This is a genomic window from Loigolactobacillus binensis, from assembly GCF_005405165.1.
GTDB classification, from domain to species: Bacteria; Bacillota; Bacilli; order Lactobacillales; family Lactobacillaceae; genus Loigolactobacillus; species Loigolactobacillus binensis.
Genome location: NZ_BJDN01000008.1, coordinates 1 through 26,631 on the forward strand (window position 1 = coordinate 1; position 26,631 = coordinate 26,631).

33 protein-coding genes and 2 tRNA genes are annotated in these 26,631 nt (G+C 41.9%); 10 read left to right on the forward strand and 25 right to left on the reverse strand.

Annotated elements, in window-relative coordinates; all coding sequences use genetic code 11:
* Positions 1–558 precede the first annotated feature (558 nt).
* The 3 genes from FFM78_RS05230 to FFM78_RS05240 form a co-directional block, all read right to left on the reverse strand.
* Positions 559–939: a hypothetical protein gene (locus tag FFM78_RS05230; protein ID WP_137637390.1), complete on the reverse strand. Its 381-nt coding sequence runs from the start codon at positions 937–939 to the stop codon at positions 559–561.
* Between the two features lie 32 nt (positions 940–971).
* Positions 972–1,343 carry a CvfD/Ygs/GSP13 family RNA-binding post-transcriptional regulator gene (locus tag FFM78_RS05235; RefSeq protein ID WP_137637391.1) on the reverse strand — a complete coding sequence of 124 codons (372 nt, stop codon included), beginning with the start codon at positions 1,341–1,343 and terminating at the stop codon, positions 972–974.
* Positions 1,344–1,498: 155 nt separating this feature from the next.
* Positions 1,499–2,083, reverse strand: a complete 585-nt coding sequence (locus FFM78_RS05240; RefSeq protein WP_137637392.1) for a peptidylprolyl isomerase — start codon at positions 2,081–2,083, stop codon at positions 1,499–1,501.
* A gap of 192 nt (positions 2,084–2,275) precedes the next feature.
* On the opposite strand from FFM78_RS05240, the gene FFM78_RS05245 reads away from it, so the two are divergent.
* From FFM78_RS05245 to FFM78_RS05255, 3 genes are all read left to right on the forward strand, one after another.
* Positions 2,276–3,271, forward strand: a complete 996-nt coding sequence (locus FFM78_RS05245; protein ID WP_137637393.1) for an NAD(P)/FAD-dependent oxidoreductase — start codon at positions 2,276–2,278, stop codon at positions 3,269–3,271.
* Between the two features lies 1 nt (position 3,272).
* Positions 3,273–3,773 carry a phosphatidylglycerophosphatase A family protein gene (locus FFM78_RS05250; protein WP_137637394.1) on the forward strand — a complete coding sequence of 167 codons (501 nt, stop codon included), beginning with the start codon at positions 3,273–3,275 and terminating at the stop codon, positions 3,771–3,773.
* A gap of 173 nt (positions 3,774–3,946) precedes the next feature.
* Complete coding sequence (locus tag FFM78_RS05255) at positions 3,947–4,600, forward strand: VTT domain-containing protein (protein WP_137637395.1); 654 nt, start codon at positions 3,947–3,949, stop codon at positions 4,598–4,600.
* 227 nt (positions 4,601–4,827) lie between these two features.
* On the opposite strand, the gene FFM78_RS05260 is transcribed toward FFM78_RS05255, so the two are convergent.
* The 15 genes from FFM78_RS05260 to FFM78_RS05330 form a co-directional block, all read right to left on the reverse strand.
* Positions 4,828–5,475 carry a TIGR01906 family membrane protein gene (locus tag FFM78_RS05260; RefSeq protein ID WP_137637396.1) on the reverse strand — a complete coding sequence of 216 codons (648 nt, stop codon included), beginning with the start codon at positions 5,473–5,475 and terminating at the stop codon, positions 4,828–4,830.
* Complete coding sequence (locus tag FFM78_RS05265; RefSeq protein ID WP_137637397.1) at positions 5,463–6,233, reverse strand: TIGR01457 family HAD-type hydrolase; 771 nt, start codon at positions 6,231–6,233, stop codon at positions 5,463–5,465. The genes FFM78_RS05260 and FFM78_RS05265 overlap by 13 nt, the downstream gene beginning before the upstream one ends.
* 53 nt (positions 6,234–6,286) lie before the next feature.
* The gene (locus FFM78_RS05270; protein ID WP_137637398.1) at positions 6,287–6,952 is read right to left on the reverse strand and encodes a YutD family protein; all 666 of its coding nucleotides are present in this window, start codon (positions 6,950–6,952) and stop codon (positions 6,287–6,289) included.
* A gap of 9 nt (positions 6,953–6,961) precedes the next feature.
* Positions 6,962–8,344 (reverse strand): bifunctional metallophosphatase/5'-nucleotidase, encoded by a 1,383-nt coding sequence (locus tag FFM78_RS05275; RefSeq protein WP_137637399.1) that lies wholly within the window; start codon positions 8,342–8,344, stop codon positions 6,962–6,964.
* 100 nt (positions 8,345–8,444) lie between these two features.
* Positions 8,445–8,684 (reverse strand): hypothetical protein, encoded by a 240-nt coding sequence (locus FFM78_RS05280; RefSeq protein WP_137637400.1) that lies wholly within the window; start codon positions 8,682–8,684, stop codon positions 8,445–8,447.
* A gap of 83 nt (positions 8,685–8,767) precedes the next feature.
* Positions 8,768–9,379, reverse strand: coding sequence for a metallophosphoesterase (locus FFM78_RS05285; RefSeq protein ID WP_137637401.1), 612 nt, complete (start codon positions 9,377–9,379; stop codon positions 8,768–8,770).
* A 155-nt stretch (positions 9,380–9,534) separates the two neighbouring features.
* Positions 9,535–9,606, reverse strand: a tRNA-Asn gene (locus FFM78_RS05290).
* Positions 9,607–9,731: 125 nt separating this feature from the next.
* A tRNA-Asn gene (locus FFM78_RS05295) sits at positions 9,732–9,803 on the reverse strand.
* Between the two features lie 180 nt (positions 9,804–9,983).
* Positions 9,984–10,289 carry a hypothetical protein gene (locus FFM78_RS05300; protein WP_137637402.1) on the reverse strand — a complete coding sequence of 102 codons (306 nt, stop codon included), beginning with the start codon at positions 10,287–10,289 and terminating at the stop codon, positions 9,984–9,986.
* Between the two features lie 46 nt (positions 10,290–10,335).
* Positions 10,336–10,884: a GNAT family N-acetyltransferase gene (locus FFM78_RS05305; protein WP_137637403.1), complete on the reverse strand. Its 549-nt coding sequence runs from the start codon at positions 10,882–10,884 to the stop codon at positions 10,336–10,338.
* 495 nt (positions 10,885–11,379) lie between these two features.
* Positions 11,380–11,727, reverse strand: a complete 348-nt coding sequence (locus FFM78_RS05310; RefSeq protein ID WP_137637404.1) for a hypothetical protein — start codon at positions 11,725–11,727, stop codon at positions 11,380–11,382.
* A gap of 23 nt (positions 11,728–11,750) precedes the next feature.
* Positions 11,751–12,686, reverse strand: coding sequence for a pyrimidine-specific ribonucleoside hydrolase RihA (rihA, locus tag FFM78_RS05315; protein ID WP_137637405.1), 936 nt, complete (start codon positions 12,684–12,686; stop codon positions 11,751–11,753).
* 29 nt (positions 12,687–12,715) lie between these two features.
* Positions 12,716–13,420, reverse strand: coding sequence for a ribose-5-phosphate isomerase RpiA (gene rpiA, locus FFM78_RS05320; RefSeq protein ID WP_137637406.1), 705 nt, complete (start codon positions 13,418–13,420; stop codon positions 12,716–12,718).
* A gap of 11 nt (positions 13,421–13,431) precedes the next feature.
* A complete protein-coding gene (locus FFM78_RS05325) occupies positions 13,432–14,391 on the reverse strand; it encodes a nucleoside hydrolase (RefSeq protein WP_137637407.1) in 960 nt (319 codons plus the stop codon).
* Between the two features lie 278 nt (positions 14,392–14,669).
* Positions 14,670–15,896, reverse strand: coding sequence for a NupC/NupG family nucleoside CNT transporter (locus FFM78_RS05330; protein WP_137637408.1), 1,227 nt, complete (start codon positions 15,894–15,896; stop codon positions 14,670–14,672).
* Positions 15,897–16,100: 204 nt separating this feature from the next.
* On the opposite strand from FFM78_RS05330, the gene FFM78_RS05335 reads away from it, so the two are divergent.
* The 3 genes from FFM78_RS05335 to FFM78_RS05345 all read left to right on the forward strand — a co-directional run bounded on the left by FFM78_RS05335 (position 16,101) and on the right by FFM78_RS05345 (position 18,499).
* Entirely contained in the window at positions 16,101–17,522 is a 1,422-nt protein-coding gene (locus FFM78_RS05335; protein ID WP_137637409.1) for a glycerophosphodiester phosphodiesterase, read from the forward strand.
* A 111-nt stretch (positions 17,523–17,633) separates the two neighbouring features.
* The gene (locus tag FFM78_RS05340; RefSeq protein ID WP_137637410.1) at positions 17,634–18,119 is read left to right on the forward strand and encodes a GNAT family N-acetyltransferase; all 486 of its coding nucleotides are present in this window, start codon (positions 17,634–17,636) and stop codon (positions 18,117–18,119) included.
* 41 nt (positions 18,120–18,160) lie between these two features.
* Positions 18,161–18,499: an ArsR/SmtB family transcription factor gene (locus tag FFM78_RS05345; RefSeq protein WP_137637411.1), complete on the forward strand. Its 339-nt coding sequence runs from the start codon at positions 18,161–18,163 to the stop codon at positions 18,497–18,499.
* Positions 18,500–18,531: 32 nt separating this feature from the next.
* Here FFM78_RS05345 and FFM78_RS05350 read toward each other — a convergent pair whose 3' ends face one another.
* Together FFM78_RS05350 and FFM78_RS05355 are read right to left on the reverse strand one after the other, a co-directional pair.
* The gene (locus FFM78_RS05350; protein WP_137637412.1) at positions 18,532–19,185 is read right to left on the reverse strand and encodes an HD domain-containing protein; all 654 of its coding nucleotides are present in this window, start codon (positions 19,183–19,185) and stop codon (positions 18,532–18,534) included.
* Positions 19,182–19,751: a GNAT family N-acetyltransferase gene (locus FFM78_RS05355; RefSeq protein ID WP_137637413.1), complete on the reverse strand. Its 570-nt coding sequence runs from the start codon at positions 19,749–19,751 to the stop codon at positions 19,182–19,184. Before FFM78_RS05355 ends, FFM78_RS05350 begins: the two co-directional genes overlap by 4 nt.
* Before the next feature lie 108 nt (positions 19,752–19,859).
* On the opposite strand from FFM78_RS05355, the gene pepV reads away from it, so the two are divergent.
* Entirely contained in the window at positions 19,860–21,263 is a 1,404-nt protein-coding gene (gene pepV, locus FFM78_RS05360) for a dipeptidase PepV (protein ID WP_137637414.1), read from the forward strand.
* A 433-nt stretch (positions 21,264–21,696) separates the two neighbouring features.
* On the opposite strand, the gene FFM78_RS05365 is transcribed toward pepV, so the two are convergent.
* From FFM78_RS05365 to FFM78_RS05380, 4 genes are all read right to left on the reverse strand, one after another.
* A complete protein-coding gene (locus FFM78_RS05365; RefSeq protein ID WP_137637415.1) occupies positions 21,697–21,996 on the reverse strand; it encodes a hypothetical protein in 300 nt (99 codons plus the stop codon).
* Between the two features lie 96 nt (positions 21,997–22,092).
* Complete coding sequence (locus FFM78_RS05370; RefSeq protein ID WP_137637416.1) at positions 22,093–22,308, reverse strand: hypothetical protein; 216 nt, start codon at positions 22,306–22,308, stop codon at positions 22,093–22,095.
* 217 nt (positions 22,309–22,525) lie between these two features.
* On the reverse strand, positions 22,526–22,705 hold the full coding sequence (locus tag FFM78_RS05375) for a hypothetical protein (RefSeq protein WP_137637417.1): 180 nt from the start codon (positions 22,703–22,705) through the stop codon (positions 22,526–22,528).
* A gap of 60 nt (positions 22,706–22,765) precedes the next feature.
* Positions 22,766–23,224 (reverse strand): ASCH domain-containing protein, encoded by a 459-nt coding sequence (locus FFM78_RS05380; RefSeq protein ID WP_137637418.1) that lies wholly within the window; start codon positions 23,222–23,224, stop codon positions 22,766–22,768.
* An 82-nt stretch (positions 23,225–23,306) separates the two neighbouring features.
* Here FFM78_RS05380 and FFM78_RS05385 point away from each other — a divergent pair, with 82 nt between their 5' ends.
* Positions 23,307–23,771, forward strand: coding sequence for an alanine acetyltransferase (locus tag FFM78_RS05385; RefSeq protein ID WP_137637419.1), 465 nt, complete (start codon positions 23,307–23,309; stop codon positions 23,769–23,771).
* Positions 23,772–23,795: 24 nt separating this feature from the next.
* On the opposite strand, the gene FFM78_RS05390 is transcribed toward FFM78_RS05385, so the two are convergent.
* On the reverse strand, positions 23,796–24,044 hold the full coding sequence (locus tag FFM78_RS05390) for a hypothetical protein (RefSeq protein WP_137637420.1): 249 nt from the start codon (positions 24,042–24,044) through the stop codon (positions 23,796–23,798).
* A gap of 218 nt (positions 24,045–24,262) precedes the next feature.
* On the opposite strand from FFM78_RS05390, the gene FFM78_RS05395 reads away from it, so the two are divergent.
* Together FFM78_RS05395 and FFM78_RS05400 are read left to right on the forward strand one after the other, a co-directional pair.
* Entirely contained in the window at positions 24,263–25,228 is a 966-nt protein-coding gene (locus FFM78_RS05395; protein ID WP_137637421.1) for a biotin--[acetyl-CoA-carboxylase] ligase, read from the forward strand.
* A gap of 104 nt (positions 25,229–25,332) precedes the next feature.
* Positions 25,333–26,433, forward strand: coding sequence for a baeRF6 domain-containing protein (locus tag FFM78_RS05400; protein ID WP_137637422.1), 1,101 nt, complete (start codon positions 25,333–25,335; stop codon positions 26,431–26,433).
* Positions 26,434–26,631 lie beyond the last annotated feature (198 nt).

The following is a 26,631-nucleotide window of genomic DNA, read 5'->3' on the forward strand; positions in this document are numbered from 1 at the left end:
AGCCAGGATCAAACTCTCATATAAGATGAAAATTGATTGCTCAATTGATTTTGTTGCTAGCGAGTTATAATTCAAATTGAATTGACTTCGCAAATGTTTTGCTTTACCTAAAACCGGTCAGAAGACTGATCAAAAATAAAGACCCTACACATTTGATTTGTCGAAAATTTGTTCAGTTTTCAAAGGTCTACCGAGTTGCTTAACGCAACTTAATTAGTTTACCATGACTAACAAAACTTGTCAAGAACTTTTTGAATAAATATTCAATCGGTTAAAAGCAAATCAAGCTACATCTTGCTGTATCAAGCTTCCTGCTTGTATAAACATGCAGTCAGGAATGAATAACGCAACAAATGACAACTTTATTAGTTTATCAGGTGCCGCAATGCTTGTCAACAAAAAGTTTTAAAACTTTTCATCAGCGCCAAGGACGGTAACTGACAACAACAAATACTATATCAAGATTTCGCCGCAGCGTCAAGGAAAAACTTATTTTAAATTGGTATAAATATACTAATTTATTATCTGCTCCAGCCGATCAGTGGTTTAAGATTTAACCTAATTGAAACGTGGTACCCCGCTCATATCAATTTGCGCTAACATACCTTGTAGTGTTTGTGGATACTCAAAAGTATAGCCTTGCTTTTGCAACGCTGCCGTTTCAACGGCTAATTGCTTTGGCGTCAATTTGCCCCACTCAAACACGAAAAGTGAAACGTCTTGGCCACGGATCACAACATTACTAAGTTCACCTAAACGCAAACTAGTCACGTCTACTCCAAGCTGGTCCTTGAAGGCCGTTAAAATCGTGGCCAGCGGTGTTTGACCAGCAGTTTGCTCCGTTAGAAATAAGCGATAGCGCGCCGCCGTTTTAGTCACTAAAAATTTTGGTTCATCTTGGGTATCGATCAGCATGATTGTTCCCGCAATTTGTTTCATGATAACTCCCTTTCTACCTACACCAATATTACCTATTCTTTAACTAATTCATCAAGCGCAGTGGTGATCCATTCTGGTAACCGTTCCGCAATCGGCTTAAATCCAGTATGTTCATCACGGCTAGTCCAATAATACTTTCGTCGAAAATGCTCATTATCAGTTGATAACGGCGTCAACGTTCGCCGTGATAAACTGATTTTTTTTGAGAATTCATCAATGTCCAATACTTGAACTTGAATTTGCTGACCAACATGTAAAATTTGGTGAATATCTTTAACGTAACCGTGCTGACATTCTGAAATATGAATCAATCCCTGTGTTGTTTCATCTAAAGCGATGAAAGCACCATAAGGTTGAATACCAGTGACAGTTCCTTTGAGCACATCGCCAATATGATAAGTCAAAGTTGAATCCTCCTTTCTATATTTAATGCAATAATCTAACTTGACATTATAGCCAAGCATTGGGTCCCCTGCAAGTTGGCCCAATAAAAAAAGTGCAATCATTGCCAACACTACGGCAACAACTACACCATTTAAATTTATTATACACTAATCAATTAGTCAGCAATTGTCACTGACTCCATGACAACATCAGTCAGCGGTTTATCTTGCATATCCCGTTTGACCTGGCTAATTTTTTCAACAATATCTAAACCGGATAGAACCTGACCAAAAACAGTATGCCGGTGGTCTAACCAGGGAGTCCCGCCTTTTTCATAAGCAGTAATGATTTCTTCTGGATACCCAGCACCTTGCATTTGCTGCATCATATTCGCCGGTACTTCTTTATTGGTGACAATGAAGAACTGGCTGCCATTTGTATTAGGACCAGCGTTAGCCATTGACAAAGCACCATCCAAATTAAAGACTTCAGCTGAAAACTCGTCAGCAAAAGGACCCCCAAAGCTGCTTTCCCCACCAGCACCAATGCCAGTTGGATCGCCGCCTTGGATCATGAAATCAGGAATCACCCGGTGAAAAGTGACGCCGTTATAATAATCTTTCTTGGCCAAAGCAACAAAATTCTCTACCGTTTTAGGTGCCTGTTCGGGAAATAATTGAACCACGATCTCACCTAAGTTAGTTTTGATGGTTGCTTTAGGGCCGGTCACGTCATTTAAAGCTAATTGCGGATAACTCATTTTTTAACCTCCACCCTGTTTAGAATGCCCCTTTACCGGCAGTCTACAGGTGTTTTTAATTTTATCGTTCCTATTATAACATGAAGTTGCCATGGCTTCTGGCTAAATTCGCGATCACGCTTGTTCTCCACTATAACTTTGTGCTAGAGTAGCATTTATTAACATGATTACTATCTAAGGGGGAGACAGAACTTGTCTGAATCTGAACATATTTATGATATTACTGTGATCGGTGGGGGCCCCATCGGCATGTTTACCGCTTTTTATGCGGGTATGCGTCAGCTGGATACTTTGGTGGTAGAAAGTTTACCTGAGCTTGGCGGCCAAGTCAGTACGCTTTATCCAGAAAAAATTATCCGGGATATCGCCGGTTTCGCAGAAATCAAAGGCGCCGAGTTGATCACTGCCTTACACAAACAAATGACGATTTTTCCTGATTTCGCACCTACGATCGCTACCAATGAAGAAGTTACTACCATCGCTAAAGATGCTGATATTTTCACTTTAACTACTTCTAAAGGCCAATATAAAACGCGTAGTATCGTTGTCGCCATCGGTGGTGGCTCTTTTGCCCCACGTAAGTTGGCCATCGACTACGATCAAGCATTGGAAAATCAGCGTATTTTCTATTTTGTTAAAAATGTGGCCGCCTTTGCGGGCAAAACAGTAGCAATCGCTGGCGGTGGTGACTCGGCGATTGATTGGGCTTTGACACTTGAAAACGTTGCTAAAAAAGTTTACTTGATCCACCGGCGTGATCAATTTCGGGGCCTGGAATCAAGTGTGCAACGATTACAGCAAAGTCGTATCGAGTTAATGACGCCTTATTTGATCGATGGTGTAACTGATAGTGCTGCTGATCTAACTTTAGATTTGAAACAAGTTAAAGGTGATCAGCACGTTCAACTTGATGTCGATGCTTTATTAGTCAACTACGGTTTCACTGCAGATAGCCGTGCTTTACGCCAATGGGGTTTGCCGCTGGAACATCGTCTGCTAAAGGTCGACACCAACATGGAAACCAGCATCCCGGGAATTTATGGCCTTGGGGATTGCATCACCTATCCTGGCAAAGTTAAATTGATCGCTGCTGGTTTTGGCGAAGCCCCAACCGCGGTCAACGCCATCGCCCTTAATTTATACCCAGAACGCCGGCAACCATTACACAGCACCCAATTGGAGCATTGATATGACCCCTAATCAAACTGAATTATACAAAACAACCCTAAAATTATTGACACAGCGCGGGGTAAGCTTAGATGCGATCGCCGACTTAGTCATGTTTTTGCAAAAAGATTATATTGACCATTTAACATTAGCCGAATGTCGCGAAAGCGTGCAAGTCGTTTTACGTAAACGTGAAATTCAGAATGCAATTATTACGGGTATTCAATTAGATCTATTAGCAGAACAAAAGCAATTAATGTCGCCACTACAGGAAATTATCGAGTCTGATGAAGGACTTTATGGGATTGATGAAGTCATGGCTTTGAGTATCGTCAACGTTTACGGCTCGATCGGTTCAACTAATTACGGCTATATTGATAAGATCAAACCAGGTATTTTAGCTAAATTAAATGCTCATGAACCCGGAATCATCCATACCTTTCTCGATGATCTAGTGGGCGCAGTTGCTGCAGCGGCCGCAAGCCGTCTTGCTCATGCGCATCCAGAAGAAGATAGCTATTAACCTTATATTGTGTTACAACTCAGTATTCTTAAATGCGTTAGCACTAATTAATTAAAATCAGCCTAAAACTGGATCTGCGGCTTTAGGCTGATTTTTTAGAATTTGCTTTGCTTACCCGTCTTTTTTCGGTATACTGACTAGACTTAAACCAATTAACTTTAAAGGAGACGACTATGCCCCAATTAATTGATTTTATCTTACACATCGACGAACACTTAGTAATGATCGTCAACCAATTTGGTCACTCGACTTATTGGTTACTTTTTTTAATGATTTTTGTGGAAACCGGAGTGGTGATCCTGCCATTTTTACCTGGTGATTCATTACTATTTGCGGCCAGCGCTTTAGCGGCCAATCAGGCTTTTAACCTAAATATTTGGCTATTGTTAGTAGTATTCTTTGCCGCAGCAGTGATCGGCGACAGCTTAAATTATGAAATTGGTAAGCGGGTCGGTTTAGTCGCCAGCAATAACTCTTTTTTGGGCCGTTTCCTTGATCAAAAAAAATTGAATAAGGCCGAAGCATTTTTCAATAAACATGGTGGCAAAACGATTGCACTCGCGCGGTTTATGCCTTTTATTCGCACCTTTGCACCATTTATTTCTGGTGGCAGCCACATGAATTATCGTAAATTTATTCATTACAACGTTCTCGGCGGTCTGCTATGGGTGCTGTTATGTTGCACTGCCGGTTATTTTTTCGGTAACATTCCTGTCGTACAAGCTAATTTTTCTTTAGTCGTGTTAGGCATCATCGGTATTTCACTGCTTCCATTAGCCCTGACTTATCTTCGCGGTCGGCTTAATCACAAACCCAATTCGTTGTAATCCTCAAACCGTGCTTAGCAGCACGGCTTTTTATTTACCCACTGAGCACATTCTCATTGACCTACAATAATAAAACCACTAACGCTGACTAACTTCATTTTTTATTAAGTTAAAAATCTAGTCCCCATTGCCTAGCAATTGCAACCCGGCCCAACTCACGGCGAACATTGATATCGTCGAAATAAAAAAATAGCGCTACGCACGGCAATAACTGCCAGACGTAACGCTTATTTGATTTGATTCAAAGCATGGCGACCGATCAACCAGGCGACCAAAAGACAACCTTCAAATAAAAAAATGGCTAAAATAAAACAGTGCATGAAAAAAGTTTCTGGAAGCACAATGATGATCGGATCAGTGGCCGGATCAAATAACCAATCCTGATTACGGAAAAGTATTTGATGAAAGTCAGTGAAAAAGGTTTGAAAATTAGCTAACAATAATAGCAACAGCCCAAAGGGAATCGCCGCCATTACCGTGACGGGACGTTGTAATTGCCACAATAGCTTTTGCCGTCGCAACTGCCGCAAGAAATAAATACTTAAGGGTGTCGTCACTAACAAAACTAAATTATTGACTAAAACCAACTGCTTCACATCAGCAAAATGCTGCGCACCTGCGTATGAACTAGGAAAATCACTCATTTGTAAATGCTGGACCCACGGAAATAAAACGTAGCTGATCATTTGATGGTAATTATGCATTAGCCGGGGAACCGTCATCGGCACATCTTTTAAGATCTTTAACGCGTGAACATCTAGTCGGTACAACCAAGTTGAACAAAAGGTCAATAAAATCACCCAACTCAGCAAACACAAAAATAAACAGCTCCACCACAGCCCCCGTTTGAACCGATAAATAGCTAAACTTTCCATTGATCTAAGCTCGTTATTTCGTAAGTTGGCTTCACCGCAACCTTAGCAATATCCGCAGGTTTAGAATAGCCAGTGTAGACTAACAAGGTGTCAACACCAGTATTGATGCCGGCCATAATATCGGTATTATAATTATCACCAACCATGATGGCCTCAGATTTATCCAAACCAAAATGCGCCAGTGCTGCGTTTAGCATAATTGGCTCTGGTTTGCCGACATAAGTTGCTTTTTGCTGGGTGGCACGTTCAACTAATGCAATAACGGACCCGGCACCAGGAACCAAGCCACGTTCATTCGGCAAATTAGTATCCGCATTGGTCCCAATAAATTTGGCTCCCCGCTGAATCGCCAAGGTCGCTTTTTCAAATTTACGGTACGTCACATCCCAATCCAAACCAACCACCACATAGTCAGGCCGGTAGTCGTCAAAGGAAAAGCCTTGATTCAAAATAGCTTGCTTCAAACCAAGCTCACCGATCGCGTAGACTTTCTTACCTAAAGCTAACTGTTTCAAATAATCCGCTGTTGCCAAACCAGCTGTGTAAACATTTTCTGGTTTGATCAACATATCATAATTAGCAGTCAAATTACGCGCCACGGTTTCTGGTGTTTGCGTGGTATTATTTGTCAGTACTAAAAAAGGCAAACCAGCCGCTTGTAAGCGCGCGATAAACCGGGCTGCAGCCGGAATTTTTTCCTTGCCGCGATATAATGTTCCGTCTAAATCAATAAAATAAGTCTTGTATTTCTTCTGCATGCTAGTACTTAATCCCTTCACGATACACGCTTGTGCATTTCTTTGCTATTTCGTTACTTATTGGTTTTATTAGGGGCCGGTTTGTGCGTAACTGAAGTCGTCTTTTTAGCCACTACCTTTTGATTTCTGATCGTAAAATGTCGTTTCCGTGGTGTTGTTGTATTCGTTTCAGCACGAGTGCTTTTCTTTTTAATGGGTTCGACCCGATCATGCCGTTCACTAGTATGTGCCTGCGGGCGCCGCCGTGGTGTCCGGGGCCGCCGCCGCTTCACTGGATTACTTGATTCACGTTTAGGAGTCCCTATCCGCTGTAAAACAAAATAGGCACAACCAAAATTACAGTATTCATACAAATAATCTTGCAATGTCGTAATCAATTGATCCCGATGTGCCCGCTTATTGTTTTCAGCGTAAAAACCCTTTAACCGTAATTGCTCATACCCCCAGTCACCTACAATATAATCATATTTGGTTAAAATATCACTGAAACGAGCCGCTAATTTATCCTTATCAAAACCATCGTGATAATTAACGACTAGTTCATAAGGGTGGCCGTCAATGGTCAACATATTTGCTGACTCCATCAACACACGCTCAATTGCCGGCGCTTCTTCATCGGTTTGCACTGCCGCCGTGATCTCTGCTGCCAAATTAATCGTTGCCGGTTTCTCAGCTGCTTTCTTAGTCGTATGCTTATCCGTCTTCTTATCTGCGGTCATCTTTACACCTCACTTTAGCTGATTGTTTTTCAAATAAGTAGCTACGGCATTACGCAGGACACCAGGGAACAGAACTTCTGTTTCGCCAACAATTTCGATCGTCGGGAAAAATGGAAAATATAAATACGTATCCACCGCGGCCAAGGTATAAATACGCTCTGGATCCAGTGGCTGGCCACACCAATCCACCGTACGATCGCCAGAATGCCAACTTAGCCCCTGATAAACCATATCACCGAATATCCGCCCCCGAAAACCTAAGCCATGCAATTCAAAATGCCGTAAAAACAAACGCGCCTTTTCAATTTCCTGCACTAGTCGCCAAACATCGTAACCATGTAATTTGATTCGTAATAAATGCATACCGTGTGGCAAAGATTGGTGTAGATCATCAGCCGTCAGCACACCTTGTTTGAAGGGCGCCAAAAAAATACCGGTATTCAAAAATGCCACCTCAGTATGAGCAGCCTGCGCCACCGCCGCTAATGCCAAACGCATCTGTGGTGAATTACCAACTGGCTGTGCCGTTAAAGTGTGCGCCAACGTGGTGATTTTCTGCTTTTTCAACAATTGATGCCCCCGGCGGCGATAACCAGCAATCTCCGCAGCATCACCTGGTAATACCGGTAACTCACTGGTTTTAACTACTCGAGCCTGTTTAGTCAACACATGGTGCTGCGCGTCAAGCGTTAGACTGATATCACCAATATATTGCCCATAACGACCAGCAGCCGCCAATAATGACTGGTCAATCAGCAAACCGTTAATCAATAAGTGATGCGTATGGCTACCGATGATCACCGTTAATGCTGGATAATTTTTGGCCATCCACTTATCCACGTCTAAGCCTAAATGCGATAACAGCACTAAAACATCAGCTTTACCAGCCAATTCGGCTAGTAAACCTGGCAACACTTGCTGCACTAATTCAGGCTCCCAGCCATTTGGCCGATAAGTCGATAAGTAAGGTGCCGTTAAGCCAAATAAAGCGATCCGCGTTCCCGCAGCCGTCGTAATAATTTTCGTTCGTAACGCCCATTTAGGTTGTTGCCCGGTTTTAACATCATGTAAATTAGCCAAAACAACATCAAAATTAGCATCATCATATAAATGATTCAACTGATCCTGCGAATTGCTGATACCTTCATTGTTACCAATCGTTACGGCATCATAACCGATCTGATTGAACAAAGCTACGTTGGCCTGACCATCAGTGGCCTCAGTCAAGGGATGAACTCGGTCCATAGCATCGCCAATGTCTAAAGTCACAACGGTGGCGCCGGCCTGACGCCACCGCTTCTGCTCTGCCAATAACCAACGCCGAATTCGCGGCCAATGTTCCAAATGTGAATGTAAATCATTCGTGTGCAAAATATGAATGCTTTCCGTCATCGTTGCCGCTCCTTTATCACTATCTAACTTTAGCCTTTATTTTACGCTAATTAATCGGCTAATGTTAGCTTAGAGTGAAAAAGTGCTAGCGTCAAGTCAGTTAGACCGTCTGCCCATATTGTTGAAATAGACGTTTAACGGCCAAGACTTGGTCCGCTTGCAGTAATGGTAATAACTGTGGAAAAAGACTGTATTCTAAATATGCCAAAGTCATTTCTCCCGCCTGATACTTAACTAATGCCAAACGTAATAAATCGGCGACAACTTGCTGGTTTTGTGGCAATGCCCGCGTTACGATTGCTTCTTGAAATTTGACTAATGATTTTGCTGGTCCTGTCATACCGATCCCTCCCAAAACCTAATTGATTTAAGTTAATGATAATTGAGGGAACATTAAAAATCAATGTGATTACTAATAAAAAACTAATTTTTATTTTGCTGCGCTAATAACGCTTGTTTCCGCTGATAAATTTCAAAAACTTCTGCAACCGATAAAGGAGTTCCAAATGGTAACTTGTGGGTTAGTAAGTCTAGCTCAGGTGCATCCACACCTACATTGATATTTTCCGCCAAAGGCACACTGGAATGGTGAATATGTCCATGTAAATTGATTGTTTGTTTTACGATCCCTAGCATCAACGGATAGTGGGTCATGAAAAATTGAAAATGGTTTGCCTTGATCAAGACACCAACATCATGGAATAGGAATTTAGGCCGTTTTCCAGTTAATTGCGGATTATTTTTAGCTAAAAATTTAAATAATGCGCGATTGTCATGATTACCTTTGATGAAAACGATCTGGCCATTTAACTGTTGTAAAATAGCCAACACTTCCTGATTACTAGGATAGTTACTGGGGTGCATGGCGATATCACCAAGATGATAAACGGTATCACGTTCAGCCACCCGCTGATTCCAGGCCGTAATGATCGCTTGATCCATTTCTTCAACGGTAGCAAATAATCGTGGTGCAAAATCATTTTGACCTAATAATTGTTCATGAAAAAAATGTGTGTCTGCTGTAAAATATTGCATCTACTCACCCTTTAATACTTTTACTTCTAGCATAACCTTAATCAAGCAAAAAAGCTGGTCATAATACTTTTAAATGATAATAAATAACCATGTTATTGAATAAAAAAAGGTTAAAGCAAAATGACTTTTGCCTTAACCTTGATTTCTATGCATGACTGTCCAGGCTGGGTTCGAACCAGCGACCTACGGTTTAACAGACCGGTATTCTACCGCTGAACTACTGGACAATATTAACTGATCAACAACTATATTTATACCATGAATTGATTATTAATGCAAGAGATTTTTTAAAAATAGGATTAAATCACTATTTCAAAAACAAACAGTTGTATAAAAACACAATTCACTGCAACTGTCCAGGCTGGGTTCGAACCAGCGACCTACGGTTTAACAGACCGGTATTCTACCGCTGAACTACTGGACAATTAATAACTCAACGTATAAATTTATACCATATTTCTCTCATTGTTGTAAAGCTTTTTTTTAGTAAAAAATCAGTAAGTTGTTATTTTTATGAATTAAAATGCCGTCGCCATGCAATTCAGCCACAGTAATTTCTGTGAAATTTTATTTGTTAACTTTAATCTAAACAGAACCATTTAATTTAGCCGACATGATTTTCACGAATAATCGTGCGGTATTCTGCCTCGCTTTGGGTACCGACCTCTGGTAGCCATTCTTCCCAAGTTGTAAAATTTTCAGCTGGCATAGTAAAATGCTGATTTAAATATTGTTCATAGGCAACAACTGCTGTAGAACGTGGAATATTCAATTGAATGATGCGGACTTGTTTGATCATTTTTCGAATCGCCGCTAATTCCGCCCGACCATTCATCATCATATTACTAATATCCAAGTAGGTAGTGCCATCATTACGCGTAATTTCTTGAATCAAATCAATTGTGATCAATCTTGATCGCCTCTAGTTTAATTTTTAATTATTTCTCTGCCTGATTTTACTCCGGAAGCTTAATATCCAGGCCACGAATACAACTATATAGATCAATGTCGCTGAAGCCAGCAACTGTTTGCTCGTAGCATCGCAGGCGGCCTTCCTTTTGAAAGCCATTATGCCGTAAGACTTGTGCTGAAGCAATATTTTGCGGGAGCACATAGGCCTCTATACGCTGTAAATTCAGATGTTGAAAAGCATCCGCGACTAGAGCACGGACCAATTCAGTACCTAGCCCTTGACCCCAAGCCGTTGTCTGTAATTCATAGCCGATCTCAGCACGGCGCAATGCCCAATCAATTTCGTTGTAGCCACAAGTACCGATCAATTGTTGCCGCCACCAAATTCCGTAGCGAACTGCACTATCACCGGTAAAAGCCTGTGCAAATAGATCAACCATTTGTTTAGCCTCACCAATCGACTTCATCGGTGTAATATTCATGAACCGCGTCACTTGCGGGTCAGACCAAAGCGTTAACAACGTTGGTAAATCTTCTTGCTTCAGTGCCTTTAGTTTTAAGTGGACTGTCTGTAATTCTGCCGCTAATTGCATCGCTTCCGCCTCGCATTCAATGCTCTATTCTAAATTGTTTTGATTCGTTTGCCAAGCCCTGTGGCAATGAAAAAATGCACAAAAAAACTGAGAGTCCCGTTGCAAAACGACCTAAATACCTTTTTAAAAATCTTTAATCCGGGACCCTAAGATATGATTGCACAAAAATAACCACTGTCTGCGGAACAGTGGTTGGCATAAGAGAGAAAGAGAATTGATTTAAAGGTAATGATGAAATACCTTACAACATGAATATAACCGTTTAAATTGCTAATGTCAATGAATTTTTGAAACTGTTTTCATTTAGATTAAAATAAAAACGCCTACTGGGTGTGTGTAGACGTTTTTACCCGTATTAATCAAGTAACGATCAACCGGTTTTAACACATTGTGTTAGAGGAAATAAATAAATGGTTAATTAGAAGATAACATTTTGATGTGAATTTGTCTAGTCTATTTTTAATTAAAAGGTGATTTTTCTAATTAAATTCAAATTTAATGTTCAGTTAACCAAACCGTTTCCGCTTCACTGGCCAGTGGCGCCGTTAGCCTGAAAGTTTGTACAAACTTATACTGACGCAGTTGACGTAGACCTTTTTCTAAATCTGTAAATTGTTTAGCCGTCACTGTTGAAATATATGATCCAGTTACATATTTCCCTTGATATTCAACTTTTAGTGTCAATTTATCGGTTGTTGCTTTAATTGGATGATTAAACCCAACCTGAGTTATAGCTGTTTTAGCAACAGGAATCAACACAAAGATCAATACGCCACCGGTTTGCGGATCATCCTTTTCAATCAATTCACGTAAGTCAGTTTCATTAGTTACTACTAATTGCATCTTAAGCATCCCTTTTCTTTTGACTAATCAAAAGCATGTAGGCACTGTTTTAGCAAGGCAACAAATTGTTCACGTTGAATGTCTAAAAGAATTTCGGCATTGACCGGCTTACCAGTTAGCGAATAATAGTCGACGATTGTTTGACCACGAGTCAATGCACCTGTCGTTTCAATGTCTAAGTTACGTTTAACACTACTAAATAAACTTGGTTCGATCAACCAGGCAAGCGTACACGGATCATGAACCGGGGTGCCCTTAAATCCCCATTTTGGTTGTTTATAGTAGATATGATAAAAGTCTAATAATTCAGCAACGGCTTTAGCTACTGGGTTAGCAATCGCACGAAAAGCCGCAACATCTGCTGCTAAAATTTGTGCTTTATGGGTCACATCTAAACCAGCCATCACCAACGGAATTCCGGCGTCGATCACGATTTTAGCTGCCTCTGGATCAACAAACATATTGAATTCAACTTGGGGGGTCCAATTACCTAGCCCCATCGCACCACCCATAAAGACGATCTGATCAATTTTGACCTTTAATTCAGGATGAACAGATAAAAATAAGGCAGCATTGGTCATTGGCCCGGTAACAACTAAGGTAACTGGCGTTGAACTGGCGCGCAGTGTTTTAGCAATTAGTTCAACAGCCGGAATAGGTTGGGGGGCAAAACCCGGCTCTGGTAAGGTTGTGCCGTCTAAACCTGTTTCACCATGAACACTAGCCGCAACTTGTAGTTCCTGTAACAGTGGTTTTTGGTTGCCACCAGCTACCGGAATATCAGTCCGCCCTAATAGCGTTAGCATTCGTAAAACGTTATTCAAAGTTTTCTGCGGTGTTTGGTTACCAGCGGAAGCGGTGACCGCTAATAAATCAATTTTGGGTGAGGCAACCGCCATCATCAATGCAATTGCATCATCATGGCCGGGATCACAGTCTAAAATAATCTTTTTTGCCATTTTTATTGGTCCTCCTTTCAGCTAAACGTTTAGAGACTGCGGTAACATGGTCGTTGTGGTGCTTTAAGTACTTTCGGACCATCTGCATAACCTACGATCACCGTATTGACCACATTCAAAAATAAACCGTGTTCCACCACCCCAACTTGCTGATTCAAATAGCGGGCCAGCTGAAATGGATCGCCAATTTGGCCTAAATGAAGATCAATAACGTAATTTTTCGAATCAGTTAAGACCCTTTGGCCATCCTTTTCCCGAAAGGCCGGCTGTAAACTATCGGCGGCTAAGCGCTTAAACAGCTGTTGACTGCCATAAGGAATAACTTCTAATGGCAAAGGAAAACTACCCAGTTTAGGCGCCATTTTTGACTCATCTACGATCCACATGTTGCGTTTAGAATTAATGGCCACAATTTTTTCGAATAAATGTGCAGCGCCACCACCCTTGATTCCTTGGAAATTGGCATCAATTTGATCGGCTCCATCGATAGTCAGATCAATATGATCAACTTCATCAACTGCCTTGATCGGAATACCTAATTGCCGACCTTGCTCAGCGGTACGATCAGAAGTAGGTACCCCTACGATCTTCAAACCTTCGGCAGCAACGCGGCGGCCAAGAGCATCGACCATAAATTTAACCGTACTGCCAGTGCCTAAACCGACCACCATGCCATCATCAACATAAGTTGCGGCTAAATCGCCGACCATTTTTTTCAGTTCATCTTGTGTCATAATTTTCCCCTTTACTGTTGTGCGAATAAGGCCGTCAAACGATGCATAAACCGGTGCAAATAACCAGGCACATCAACGTTCACTGCAACATTAACGTTAGTTGTTGCCTGATTCAGCCGCTCAACGTCCCCCACTGTCCGGGCCGCAAATGGCGCTACCGTCTCAACCTTCATGTTTAAGCCGATAGTTTGGACTAAACTAGGATCAATTGCCACACCAACTGCTAAAGGATCATGCAGCGCACACCCATGTAATTGTGGATTTAAAGCCGCATACGCGTCGATATAATAGTCAACAATGTTGGCAAACGCCACACTGGCCTTGGTTCCCAGATCACGCCATAATTGCGTTTCCTGTTTAGTCAATAGGGTACGTAAAGTGACATCTAAGCCAACCATTGTCAAATCAAATTGACTGCGCAACACCTGATCTGCAGCGGCTGGATCCTGATTAATATTGGCTTCGCCAACTTCCGTAACGTTTCCAGGAACAGTTAGTGCCCCACCCATAAAGGTTACATTGCCAACCAAGGCCGTGATCTCAGGTGCTTTCTTCAAAGCTGCGGCCAGATTAGTCATTGGTCCAGTTGGCACAATGATCAGATCATCACCGTATTGGTGTGCAGATTCAATCAAAAAATCAACGGCCGTCGTGCTTTCAACGGCACGTTGTGCAGGTGGTAAAATGACTTCACCGATTCCGTTAACACCATGAATGTCTTTACTAACCTGCATCACATCAAAATGATCGGTTGTTGACGAATGCGGTAACCCTAAATAAACCGGAATATCAGTTCGCCCAAGTAATTCCAAAATTTGCAAACTATTCTGGCCTGCTTGTGTCGTAATCACATTTCCGTAAGTACTGGTGATCCCGATCAAATCAACTTCTTCACTCGCTAATGCATAAGCAATTGCCAGCGAATCATCGATCCCAGTATCAAGATCAAGGATCATTTTCTTTTGCGCCATTTTTATTCCCTCTTTCATTGCCCCCGACCTTAATTAAGCTTAATTCGGTACAGACGGCAATTTTTAACTGCCAAGCTATTCGTACTCACAAAAAGCATAGCATAGCCGCGCCGCTATTTCAATTTGCCAAGAAAGCGTTTTAATGGCCTATCAAAAAAAGAGTTAGCCACCATGGACTAACTCAAATACGCTAGTGCATCAACTTAACCTGTAATCGGTTTTCTTACGCTCAAATTGAAAGGCTATCTAAGAATACCTTGCAATTACGATTATCCCAATTACCAAACAAAGACCCCAACGATTCCAGCTGAAAGTAAGGAAACTAAGATCCCAGAAAGTAGCAAGTAGCCAACATTGGCTGAGATCAAATCATTCTTCTCCTTATCAACCAAGCCCTTGAAGGCCCCGATGATCATCCCCACGGTGGAGAAATTTGCAAATGAAGTCAAGAAAACGGTCAACATTGCCTTGAAATGAGGAGCATAATTATTGATGGAGCCAGTCACTTTACCCATAACAACAAATTCATTGGTCACTAATTTTGTTCCCATAAATTGGGCAAACTTAAAGGCGTCATCAACACTCAAACCAGTTAACCAGGCAAATGGGAACATAATGATGCCTAGAATATGTTCTAAAGTCAACCATGGATTGACCAACATTAAAATCTTATCGATCAAGGCAGCTAAGGCAACGAAGGCAATTACGTTTGCTGCAATGATCAAGATCAAGCGACCAGCACCTAGAATTGAGTCACCTAAGAAAGAGAAGAATGGTTCTTTTTTAGCGGGACCATCCGTTTCATTAGCTGCTGCGTTACTTCCAGTCATTCGTGCAATTGTATCTTCTTCTGGTGTGACCGTCAGTGGATTTAATAAATTAGTAACGATAATGGCATTGATAATATTGATCGGCACCGCAGTCAAAATATACTGCCCGGGCATCATTTGTGTATAAGAACCCAGAATCGAGGCGGTTACGCAACTCATTGACATCATTGCCAAAGTCAGATCACGTTCAGCCTTCATTTGTTTCAATTGTAAGCTAGAAACGGCTAAGGCTTCCGTATTACCTAAAAACATCATTTCAACCGCAAAAAATGATTCAAATTTTGGTTGTCCTGTGATCACCGCTAACCCGCGGCCGATCCATTTAATAATAAAAGGTAAAATTCCAATATAAGTTAAAATATCAAATAATGGCACAATTAGTAGAATAGGTAATAACGCACTAGTAACAAAGTCCATTTGTTTAACGTGGACCCAGCTGGAGAGGGCAAAGGCAATCCCCTGATAAGCCACGGCAACTAACCAGTTAAAGCCCTCGGCAGCGCCTTTGACAATGTCCGTACCAACTGAAAAACTAGTAAAGAACCAAGCTAAAACTAAATTTAAAACTAACATCAAAATAATCGAACGCCACTTGATATTGTGTCGATTCTTAGAAAACGCAAATGCAATTACAAGGAAGACAAAAATCCCGATAATATTGACAACTAAGTACATCCCATATCCTTCTTTCTTTTTATGTTGACTGTTGTCCTGGCCGGCCCTCCCTTCAAAGCTCCAACTTGAGCAGTAATCTGAAAATAGTATACTAGAAAAGCACAGGGAAAGACAGCACTTTTCCATCGTCAGTTGAGTTTACATTCAATTTGCAAATCGGCTATACTAGTCATATTAATCTTTTAGGAATGTGGTTTTCGACAATTGAAAAATTTAATTCATTGGTTTACATTACCGCTTTGTTTACTTTTTATATTCAGTTGTTTTTTATTTTTAAGTGGCTTCACAGTCGTTGGCCATCGCGGCGATCCACTGGAAGCACCAGAAGAAACTTTTCAAAGCTTTAATACTGCCTTTACGGATGGTGCCAGTTATGCGGAATTAGATCTGCGGGAAAGTAAGGATGGTACCTTAGTGATCGCTCACGACGCGAACCTCAAACGTATTTGTGGCGCAAACATCAGCATCAGTAAAACTGATTTTGCCCAACTGCACCAATTCAAACAAAGTAATGGTGAACCAGTTCATTCACTAGCCGAGTTATTTGCCTACTACCAAAAGCAGCCTAACGCACGCTTTATGCTGGAAACAAAAAAAAGCAAAAAAAATAAGCCCACTGATATGGAAGCCAAGGTAGCCGCATTAGTCAAACAATATCACATGGAAAAGCGCGTGTTGGTCCAGTCCTTTTCTGCGGCCAGTGTAGAAAGTTTTAGTCAATTATTGCCAACGGTACCGCGCTATTTGATTGCTAGCGACCTTCAAGACATTGATTTTGCTACTTTGCAGAACGTTACTGGTATTAATCTTGACGTGACCCTTTTAACGCCAACCATTTTGCAACAGTTTCACAGCCTAGGTAAAAAAGTTTTTGTGTGGAGTGATATGGATGAACAGGCCAGCGCACTAGCTAATCTAAGTTTGACCAATATTGATGGCATCGTCACCAATTATACCCAACTGGCCAGTACTTATGAACGTGGTAAACAAGGAACAACTTTGACCACTTTAACGGATACCAACGCCACCATTGATGCAACCCACAAAGTAACCAGCGTCATGAATCCTTATGTGACCACTAATGCCGCACCGGTCCTGCAAGCACAACGGACTTATCGTTTAACTGACTTAGTTTCTAGCACGCATAAAACTTATGCGGCCCTTGATCTGCACCGCTGGGTCAATACAGACTACCTTAACTTTGGCACGGATGCTTTGTTGGCGGCACCTTATTTGAACGGCACATTTGTCCTTAAGCCAAAGCGCGTCAGCTATCCCTTAGTTACTAGTCCTAGCCGACCACAACAAATAAGCGACTATTTACCAGCCAACACCGCAACAACGATCACAGCAGTTAAATTAGTCGCCGGTCGGCCATGGTTCGAGTTAAATCAATCCGGATGGTTGCCGGCCGAACAGGGTTTAACCACGCTGGCGGGGACCACTGCTAAAAAGACCTATCAACAATTACCAGCAGACGCCAGAATCAGTGCCATTCAATTACCTCAAGCTATCGCAACACCAAACAGCCAGCTAGTTAAACATAAGTTGCCACTATTTTGGCCGCGCCACCAAACGATCAGCCCGATTCATTTACAAGCTCATTTTAATCCGCAAAATGATTAATGCGGAACACAAAGCAGCAGCTTATTTAAAAAATATGAACAGAAATTTCCAGTATAAACTATACGGTTCCGCAAGATCATTGACCATATTCAACTTAGGAGGTTGATTTACATGCAAATTCGTCATGTCCAAGCAAATGATTTATCCACCTTGATCGCCATCGAAAAGGCTGGTTTCAGTCCGGCCAAAGCTGCCACCCCAGCTGCTTTTAAAAATCGAATTGCCAATATTAGTGATACTTTTCTGGTGGCCACAAAGCAAGATCAAGTCATCGGTTTTGTTAACGGCCCAGTGATCGCACAACTTTATTTAACTGATGACCTATTTACCACGACCCAAGCTAATCCGACCCAAGGCGGTTACCAAAGCATATTGGGCCTAGCCGTTGCGCCTGCTTGGCAACACCAGGGTGTGGCACAGCAGTTGCTTAAGGCCTTGGCCAGCCAAGCACAGCAACAACAGCGCCAAGCGGTCACGTTAACTTGCGAAAAGCGTCTGATCCCATTTTATGAAGCTAATGGTTTCCGCAACCATGGCCAGTCCGCTTCTACACATGGTGACGTTGTCTGGTATAATATGGTTCAGCCATTAAATTAATTGGCCACACAAATTTTGCTACCAAATAAGGAGGCATTGCTGTGGAAAATCCTGGTGCCCCAACGGCGCTAGTTGCTGCCGTTCAAGAGGCGATCCCCAATGCGGCTGTTCTGGCCCATATTACCACCCTGTTTAAAGTGCTTGGCGACAAAACTCGTGCCCGCATCTTGTATGCCCTATATGAATCAGAGTTATCGGTATCAGGTTTAGTCGCTGTTTTGGATATGTCACAGTCATCCGTTTCTCATCAATTACAAACTCTAAAACAAGCAGGCTTAGTAAAAAATCGCCGCGCCGGTAAAATGATTTATTATTCATTAGCTGATCATCATGTGATCAGCATTTTCAGTCAAGTTATTCAACATGTTAATGAAAAATAGCAGTGACCTTGCCAACAAGGTCGCTGCTATTTTTATGCTTCACCGTTCCATTCAGCCTTAAATTCCGTTAAAAAGGTCTGCATCACTTGTTGCCGTTGGGCCGCTAACTTTTTAGCACTGGCCGTATTCATACTATCTTGTAGTAACAGTAACTTTTCGTAAAAATGATTGATGACAGTACTTTGCTCCCGGTAAGCGGCCTTATCCATTTGCGTACGCGGTTTAATTGCTGGATCGTATAATTTTTCCCCAGTATGCCCACCATAATAGAAAGTACGGGCGATACCGATCGCACCAATGGCATCTAAGCGATCAGCATCCTGAACGATTTGGCCACTTAACGGCAATTGCTGCTTGTGAACTAAATTTTTGCTGAAGGAAAGCCGATCAATGATCAACCAGATTTCGGCTTGGTCAGTCGCCGACACTTGTTGGTGTGTCAAAAAATCACTGAGTGCCTGGCGCGCAACCGTAACATCAGTCACAACCTTATCATCGATCACATCATGTAATGTTGCTGCCATCAAGGGAATAAAGGCCGCTACTTGCTCTTGACGACATAAGGCGGTAGTTAAATGTACCACCCGCTGAATATGGTCACTACTGTGCCCACTATGATCTTGGCCAAGTACTTGCTGCATGTATGTCGTTGCCGCAGCCAATTGTTGTTGCTGAATATCGTTCATTCTTGCTCATGCTCCTTTAAATATTGATCACGTGTAAGCGCGTGTAGACACCCATCAACAAATTGATGGCGTAGTAAAAGGGTTTGATGTAATAACCCTTCTTGTTGCAATCCCACAGCTAACATAACCTTAGCAGAAGCCTGATTCTCCGGCTCATGTAAGGCGTAAAGCCGCTGCAAACTGGTCTGGTGAAATAACGTGGCCAGTAATGCGCTTAAGCTTTCTTGCATATACCCCTGATGTTGGTACGCTGGATTTAACACGTAGGTTAAGCCAGCTTTACGATTATTTTCATCCAAGTTAAGTAATTGCACCGCACCGATCAATTGATCATTGGCCCGTGAAGCGATCCCATATTGTCCAGCCGGTCGCGTCATAAAAAAATCTAGAAGTGCAGTTTTACTGTCTTCCAAGCTATAATTAACCGGAAAAATATAATGCGCGGTAGCTGGATCACTGGCATAGGTGAACATTGCCGCGTTATCGGCAAGTGTTACCGGCCGTAGCTTAACTCGCCTAGCAGTGATCACCGCATGTTCAAGTAACTCCCGCACTAAAATTCCCATCGTTCATGCCTCCTTTTCTCATCAAACAGGCATATTTTATTGCCTAATCAAGTAAATATGATACGCTGATAGTGTTTATTTTAACTTATTTGGAAGCAGGTGCATAACATGACAATTGATTGGGAAAAAGAAGTGCAACAGCGTACGCCAGAAATGTTGGCCGATCTCGCTGCTTTGATTGCCATTGATTCTTCACGTGATGATGAACATAAAACCGCCACCGCGCCTTTAGGCGAAGGTCCCCGGGACGCATTACTTAAAATGCTAGCCATCGGTGATCGGGACGGTTTTACCACTAAAAATGTTGCTAACTTAGCTGGACGAATCGAGTATGGTACCGGCACAGAAGCGCTAGGTCTATTTGCTCATATGGACGTTGTTCCCGCTGGTGAAGGCTGGACGACCGAACCCTTTAAATTAATTGAACAAGACGGCAAATTATTTGGCCGGGGAACTAGTGATGACAAAGGGCCTTCAATCGCCGCTTATTATGGCCTAAAAATCGTACGTGACCTAGGTCTACCACTACGCAAAAAAGTGCAATTGATTTTTGGCACCGATGAGGAATCTGATTGGACCGGCTTAAATCGTTATCAAGAAACCGAAAAAATGCCTGATTTTGGTTTTTCACCTGATGCTGAATTCCCGATCATCAATGGTGAAAAAGGCATCACTGATTTAACCATCAAGTTTCCCACTTTAACGCACACCACAACAGCGCCTTTAATACTGCAAAGCTTCACTGCCGGCTTACGTAGTAATATGGTACCACAAAATGCAACCGCAATTTTAACTGGTACTACTGATTTAAACGCTGCTTTTACTGCCTTTCTAGCAGCCAATCCAGTTAGTGGCCAACTTAAACAAACTGGTAAGCAAATAACCTTAACGGTAACCGGTAAAGTAGCCCATTCGATGGCACCAGAAGCGGGCATTAACGCCGCAACTTATCTAGCAGCCTTCTTAGCTGAACTCGATTTGGATCAGGCCGGTAAAGCCTACGCGACGATCATTAAGGCTCACCTTCATCAAGCCGATCGTGGGCAACATTTAAATATCGCTTATACTGATGAAATTATGGGTGAGTTAACGGCCAGCCCTGATCTATTCCATTATCAGGCTGGTCAAGTTCCTGACTTACTACTGAATGTCCGCTATCCAAAGGGAATCGATGCCCCAACGATCACCAAAAATATTCAGGCAACATTAGCGGCTTATCAGGTTGAGATCACTGCTAGTGCACATTCAATGACGCCGCATTATGTATCTCCCGAGGATCCATTGGTTGCAACATTACTTCGGGTTTTCGAAGAACGCACCGGCCAACCTGGTCACCAAGCAGTAGTCGGTGGTGGCACGTACGGTCGTTTGCTTAAACGTGGGGTTGCCTTTGGCGCTTTATTCGACGAAAATGCTAATGTTATGCATCAAGCAAATGAATATACCCCTAAGGCTGATTTTTTGAAAGCCACAGCTATTTACGCACAGGCTATTTACGAGCTAGCTAAATAAAAATTATTCCATATACTTTTCAATAATTGTAACTGATTTAAAAGCACCTATTTCTAGGTGTTTTTATTTTAAGCTAAATCATATAAAGATACTGAAAATCATTTTCTGACGTAACTTTTAATCCTGTCCCTAAATCGGCTATATCAGCTATAAATAACACTATCAGCCCAATCCAAAAAATACACATCCCTACCAGTTGGTCGAGATGCGTATTTTTTAATACGCTTAGTAAAACGTTTTCGAATAGTCCTAATTAATGCTGACCGCCACACTTACTTTTAGACGTTATAAAATGATCCTAAAAAGGTAACTGCGTTCCGTAAAACACAAGCAAGAATGCTGTGCACAAATAATTACACAATTCCGATCAAAAATCATTTTAAAACGACAAAAATGGCTCACCATAATTAACCCAACACCGATTATAATACGATCACTTTAATTGTGCGGCTACGGCAGCAATCAGTGGTGCCATCTGATCAACATCGTCGTCACATTCAAAGTAAGCACCATGGTAAATGGCCTGGACCTTTTCATCAATATCAGGATAGCGAACATCAAATTTTTGTGCCTGATAATGCCCATCTGTAGCCACGATAAAGACCACGCAGCCAGGAGCAATTTTATGCTTGCTAGTAAATGTCACTGGCAACGTAAAAGGTTCACCAGATTGCCGCTGCCGGCGATTTTTAATCGTTTTGACCACATCTTCAACAATTCCCTCAAAAGTCATGCTGAAACCTCACTTTTTTAAAATTTATCTATTTAACTGTAGAATGTCCAATCAAAAAACACGACCGCCAAATCGGCTGTCGTGCGCAGTGACCCGCTAACCTTGCCAGCCACAGTGTTGATGAATGTAGCACCGCTTACCGGCTGCAAATTCAAGTGGTGTCAGTTCAAATTTAAATCCACAATTAGCCGTATGTTGAATAGTCAATGGTAAATGCGGATTGCCTGTGTATTCACTGACCCAAGCGTAGTCTTGGCCATCAGCAGCATCTGCCAACACTTGTTGTGCATAATCTAAATCTTCAGCACTCATGGTGATCCCTCACTTTATATTTTGCCAATTACAATCATTACCTTTATCATACGCATTATCACCGCTAAAGTCATTAAATTATGCTGAAACTAGGCTAATAACAAAGCGAGCACACAGCAGATGATTCATGCTGCATGCTCGCTTTGTTTTGACTGTACTGTTGAAACAGACGCTAACAGTGATTGCTGAACACCGCTAGCATGATCCAAACCCAATATTAACGGGAGATCACTACTACCAGTAGCATCTCGCTGTCAATACTTTCCGAACTGTTGACGGGAGTGAGTTTAATGTCAACCAATTCACGATCTTCATCGCTAATGTCCTGTAGTACCTTATTCAGACGCTTTTCTAATTCTTGGGCATAGGTCATAAAAACCTTACTTTGATAATGCATTTACTTGCTTACTCCTTCTAATGATATTATGCTAAATAAGTGTCAATCAACGAAACAAAATCAATAATGATAGACCAGCATGAAACGTTCTAACAGAACTAGGGTTTGCTCAGTAAATTTTTGCTGCGCCGCCGCTAATTCTTCGGTAAAAAATTTTTCATGGACTTGACGCCAGTAAGCTAAGGTGCGGTTACCCTCACCTTCAGCAAAAGCATGATCGGCACTAACGTCACCAAACGGCATAACCGTCACGGCAATCGTTCGAATAATCGCCACTGCCTGTTGGTGACCATCTAAAATAACACTGTAATCGCCGACCTGCGGTAACGGCATATTCGTTAAACCGTATAACGCAAAATTTGATGCAGTAGCAGTTTTTTTGTGCTTAAGCACTAGGCTTGCTAAATCATCGGCCATTTGCGGTGTTGCCCCAAATGACCAAACATCAAAGCCGCTGTTAATCTCCGGATGTTCGTTGGTAAAGGCAGACCACATTTTAATTGCTGATTCATTTTCCATATTGCTGCTCCCTCATTCCTAATTCAATTATAGGAAATTAGAGCGGCTTTGACAAATATATCTAGAAATGAGGTCGATAGATTTGCTAAAATTTGAGCACTACCATCCGATGATGAGTGCTAACTACACACTAGATTGGCTGACGCAAACACCATTGAAAACGATCCACACCGCAATTGCCAGCCAACACACAATGACCGATTTTGCCCAGATCATTAGTCAAGCAATGCAATTGATCATGCATAACCAAGCGTTGATTTGGGGCATCGTACACCGTGCAAACCATCAATTTTGCGGCATCGCTAGTTTGACAGTTGAACAAACAGTTAACCAAGCAACTTTAAAATTTATTTATCAACCAACCAAATTAACAACCGCCGCCCGCGCCGAGATCATTGACTATCTGGCCGCTTTTACATTTGCCCAGCTTGAGCTTGATCATTTCATTATTAATTTAGACAGCATGGATGCTGAATTACGCCAACAATTACTTGATCAAGGCTATCAAGCCCAGTCACAGCCAACCAAGCTAATAAAAAACAAGTAACTTTTCAAAGTCACCTGTCAGCGGTTACAGAAAGATGCGTAAATTGCGTTTATTAATGACAATTGTTTCCGCTCGTGTTTGTTTATGGTGTTGCCGTAAAAGATGTTTCACTAACTTTTGCAACTTACCGTCGTCTGCCTTTAATTTTGCCAATACATCAGTATTGATCTTCAACACCAATTTTTCTTTGGTATTTGGTACTTCAACCGTGACCTGTGCCGTCTTCAAATCAGCTGGTTCGTATTTATGTTGTAGAAAATCCTGCCATGTCACAAGAAAGCCCCCTTTACTTTATTATAGACCATTTAACATAATAAAGGTTATGTTAACTTGATAATATTTAGTTTAGTCAATATTTTTTAATAAAAAATGGCTGTCATCAGCAGTTAGCTCAATTGCTGATGACCTGCCGGAACGGCCTAATTTAGGTTCATTTACTTAAAATGATTTGAATATTTTATCTAAAAAGTCGTCAGAATGGAGTCACTGTTATGTCAACTCAAGAAAAATTATTAACGCTTTTATTAGAACAACCGACTAAATACCTTTCAGGTGAGCAATTAGGTCAACAGTTAGGTATTTCACGCACCGCCGTTTGGAAAGCAATTCAGGCCTTAAAGACCGCGGGTTACCAATTAGAAACCAAACCGCACCAAGGTTATCGTTACCGACCAACTGATTTGTTAAGTGCGCCTGTAATTCGCCAAACTCTGAATGCGGCTTTAAAAACATTACCACTAAATATTTATCAACAATTACCTTCCACCAATCAAACGGCTAAAAAGGCAGCGGCCGATAATTTGGCCACGCCACAGGTATTCATTGCCGATCAACAAACTGCTGGCTACGGCCGTTACGGACGGACCTTTGTTTCGCCTGAACAAAAAGGGATCTATTTGTCCCTTTTACTTCAACCAACACAACCACTAGCTGATGTTGGTTTATTGACCACCGCCGTAGCCACCGCTGTTTTTCGAGCAATCAAAGACACTACAGGCATTGAAGTTGATATTAAGTGGGTCAATGATCTGTATTATCAAGGTAAAAAAATCTGCGGTATTTTGTCGGAAGCAATCACAGATTTTGAAAGCCAGCAAATCAGTCACCTTGTGATCGGAATCGGTTTAAATTTTGCTGCTTCCGCAACCATTCCCACTGCGTTGCAGGCTAAAGTGGGTGCTCTTTTTCAGGGGCAACCACCGTTGACACGCAACCAATTGATTGGTGCTATTCTAAATCAATTTTTCGATCTTTTTCAAACTTATCAAAATGGTGCCTTCTTAACCGAATATCGTGCGCACTCCCTATTACTGGGTCATCAAGTTAGCCTGCAGCAAGGTCAGCAAACCGTTATGGGCACAGTGACCGACATCAATAACAACGGTGAATTAGTACTGACCACTGCTACCGGTCCGCAAACCTTTAGTTCCGGTGAAGTCACAAAAGTTAATTTTTAAACCGGTCAAGTGTCAAAGTGGCAAGGGCTCTCCCGCACGTGTTAAGCTGAAAGCATGAAGTAACCTTAATCTAAAACAACCGCTAATCTGAGGAGGTAACGCCTATGACCACAACAGCTTTTACTGATTTAAAAACTTTACTCACTGAACTCGATCAAGGCCCGTTCGTCTCTCTTTATTTTCAAATGGCGCCGGCCCGCCAAGCCGCTAAAAATCGCTTGATCATCAAGCAACTTTATAAAACGGCGGCTAGTCAGTTTAGTGAGTCTTTCCCAGATCTAGCTTGGCAACCTTATGAACGTCAATTAACCCCATTACTGACCGATATTCCGTACTGGCAAGATGAATTGCCAACTAGCTTTGGAATCATTACCAGCGCGGCCCACACTACCTTGTTGCGGCTTGACACCGCGGTTGAACCACAAGCATGCGTCAGTAGTTGGCCTAATTTACTGCCACAAATTGCCGCCCAACAATTAGCCTATAATTTTGATTTATTATGTTTAAATCAGGATAGCTTTCAGCTCTATCAAGTTGAAGCCGGCAACGCTAATTTGATCACCTTACCAGAAACCGCACCGACCACGCTACAGCAAGCGTTAGGCACGGAGATCAGCGGTGGTGATCTTAACTTCCATGCGCACACTGGCGGTAATGGTGGTCACGTCAGTTATCACGGCCATAACACGATTGATGCTGAAAAAGAGATCGATCACCGTAATTACTATCAGGCCGTAGCAGACTATTTCCAGAAAGTAACGGCTAAACGCCAACGTGCACTGATTCTATTCGCCTTACCAGAAAATCAAAGTCTATTTCGCCAGTTGGCTAAAAATCCTTATTTAGCTGAGCATTTAACGCTTGAGCGATCACCACTTAATTTAAGTCAAAGTGAACTCACCGCGGCAATCAAACCACTACAAGCAAAGTGGCAGACTGAGTTGTTAGCGATCGTCAGTGAGCGTTATGAACTTGCGATCAATCAAAAATTGATCACTGCTGACCACGAAGAACTGCGGACTGCTGCCCTAGCCGGTCAAATCGATACCTTATTGATTAATCAAACCCAATTAACGGCTCCTGTTGCGGATTGGCTGTTGGAAATCTGTGATCAAACCTTGCGTTACCAAGGACGAGTTCGAATTTTCCCGGCGGCTGATTATCCTGCCACCGAAGCAATAACAGCAATTAAGCGTTATCGCTAAATTTTAAATCTGATCGTCTAACGTCAAATCGTTAGGCGTTTTTTTAGTTTAAGTAATTCTTAATATCGCTTAATTTCCCCTTAGATTACGCTGCATCGCTGGGAAGTCTTTCAATTTGATTACGATTCCCAACTTTTCGGCGCAAATAAAATTCAATCTGTTATAATACCTAAGAGTATTTAGATTTTTAAGGTGGGA

Excerpts from the sequence above, each read along its gene's own strand:
- FFM78_RS05230 (WP_137637390.1), bottom strand. The coding sequence starts at position 939 with ATGAAACAAATTGCGGGAACAATCATGCTGATCGATACCCAAGATGAA.
- FFM78_RS05280 (WP_137637400.1), bottom strand. The coding sequence starts at position 8,684 with ATGACAGGACCAGCAAAATCATTAGTCAAATTTCAAGAAGCAATCGTA.
- FFM78_RS05265 (WP_137637397.1), bottom strand. The coding sequence starts at position 6,233 with ATGCAGAAGAAATACAAGACTTATTTTATTGATTTAGACGGAACATTA.
- FFM78_RS05330 (WP_137637408.1), bottom strand. The coding sequence starts at position 15,896 with ATGTACTTAGTTGTCAATATTATCGGGATTTTTGTCTTCCTTGTAATT.
- FFM78_RS05325 (WP_137637407.1), bottom strand. The coding sequence starts at position 14,391 with ATGGCGCAAAAGAAAATGATCCTTGATCTTGATACTGGGATCGATGAT.
- FFM78_RS05375 (WP_137637417.1), bottom strand. The coding sequence starts at position 22,705 with ATGCATTATCAAAGTAAGGTTTTTATGACCTATGCCCAAGAATTAGAA.
- rpiA (WP_137637406.1), bottom strand. The coding sequence starts at position 13,420 with ATGACACAAGATGAACTGAAAAAAATGGTCGGCGATTTAGCCGCAACT.
- FFM78_RS05310 (WP_137637404.1), bottom strand. The coding sequence starts at position 11,727 with ATGCAATTAGTAGTAACTAATGAAACTGACTTACGTGAATTGATTGAA.
- FFM78_RS05305 (WP_137637403.1), bottom strand. The coding sequence starts at position 10,884 with ATGCAATTAGCGGCAGAATTACAGACAGTCCACTTAAAACTAAAGGCA.
- FFM78_RS05340 (WP_137637410.1), top strand. The coding sequence starts at position 17,634 with ATGCAAATTCGTCATGTCCAAGCAAATGATTTATCCACCTTGATCGCC.
- FFM78_RS05350 (WP_137637412.1), bottom strand. The coding sequence starts at position 19,185 with ATGAACGATATTCAGCAACAACAATTGGCTGCGGCAACGACATACATG.
- FFM78_RS05260 (WP_137637396.1), bottom strand. The coding sequence starts at position 5,475 with ATGGAAAGTTTAGCTATTTATCGGTTCAAACGGGGGCTGTGGTGGAGC.
- FFM78_RS05275 (WP_137637399.1), bottom strand. The coding sequence starts at position 8,344 with ATGACGGAAAGCATTCATATTTTGCACACGAATGATTTACATTCACAT.
- FFM78_RS05285 (WP_137637401.1), bottom strand. The coding sequence starts at position 9,379 with ATGCAATATTTTACAGCAGACACACATTTTTTTCATGAACAATTATTA.
- FFM78_RS05395 (WP_137637421.1), top strand. The coding sequence starts at position 24,263 with ATGTCAACTCAAGAAAAATTATTAACGCTTTTATTAGAACAACCGACT.
- FFM78_RS05355 (WP_137637413.1), bottom strand. The coding sequence starts at position 19,751 with ATGGGAATTTTAGTGCGGGAGTTACTTGAACATGCGGTGATCACTGCT.
- FFM78_RS05365 (WP_137637415.1), bottom strand. The coding sequence starts at position 21,996 with ATGACTTTTGAGGGAATTGTTGAAGATGTGGTCAAAACGATTAAAAAT.
- pepV (WP_137637414.1), top strand. The coding sequence starts at position 19,860 with ATGACAATTGATTGGGAAAAAGAAGTGCAACAGCGTACGCCAGAAATG.
- FFM78_RS05370 (WP_137637416.1), bottom strand. The coding sequence starts at position 22,308 with ATGAGTGCTGAAGATTTAGATTATGCACAACAAGTGTTGGCAGATGCT.
- FFM78_RS05380 (WP_137637418.1), bottom strand. The coding sequence starts at position 23,224 with ATGGAAAATGAATCAGCAATTAAAATGTGGTCTGCCTTTACCAACGAA.
- FFM78_RS05250 (WP_137637394.1), top strand. The coding sequence starts at position 3,273 with ATGACCCCTAATCAAACTGAATTATACAAAACAACCCTAAAATTATTG.
- rihA (WP_137637405.1), bottom strand. The coding sequence starts at position 12,686 with ATGGCAAAAAAGATTATTTTAGACTGTGATCCCGGCCATGATGATGCA.
- FFM78_RS05270 (WP_137637398.1), bottom strand. The coding sequence starts at position 6,952 with ATGACCGCAGATAAGAAGACGGATAAGCATACGACTAAGAAAGCAGCT.
- FFM78_RS05255 (WP_137637395.1), top strand. The coding sequence starts at position 3,947 with ATGCCCCAATTAATTGATTTTATCTTACACATCGACGAACACTTAGTA.
- FFM78_RS05400 (WP_137637422.1), top strand. The coding sequence starts at position 25,333 with ATGACCACAACAGCTTTTACTGATTTAAAAACTTTACTCACTGAACTC.
- FFM78_RS05240 (WP_137637392.1), bottom strand. The coding sequence starts at position 2,083 with ATGAGTTATCCGCAATTAGCTTTAAATGACGTGACCGGCCCTAAAGCA.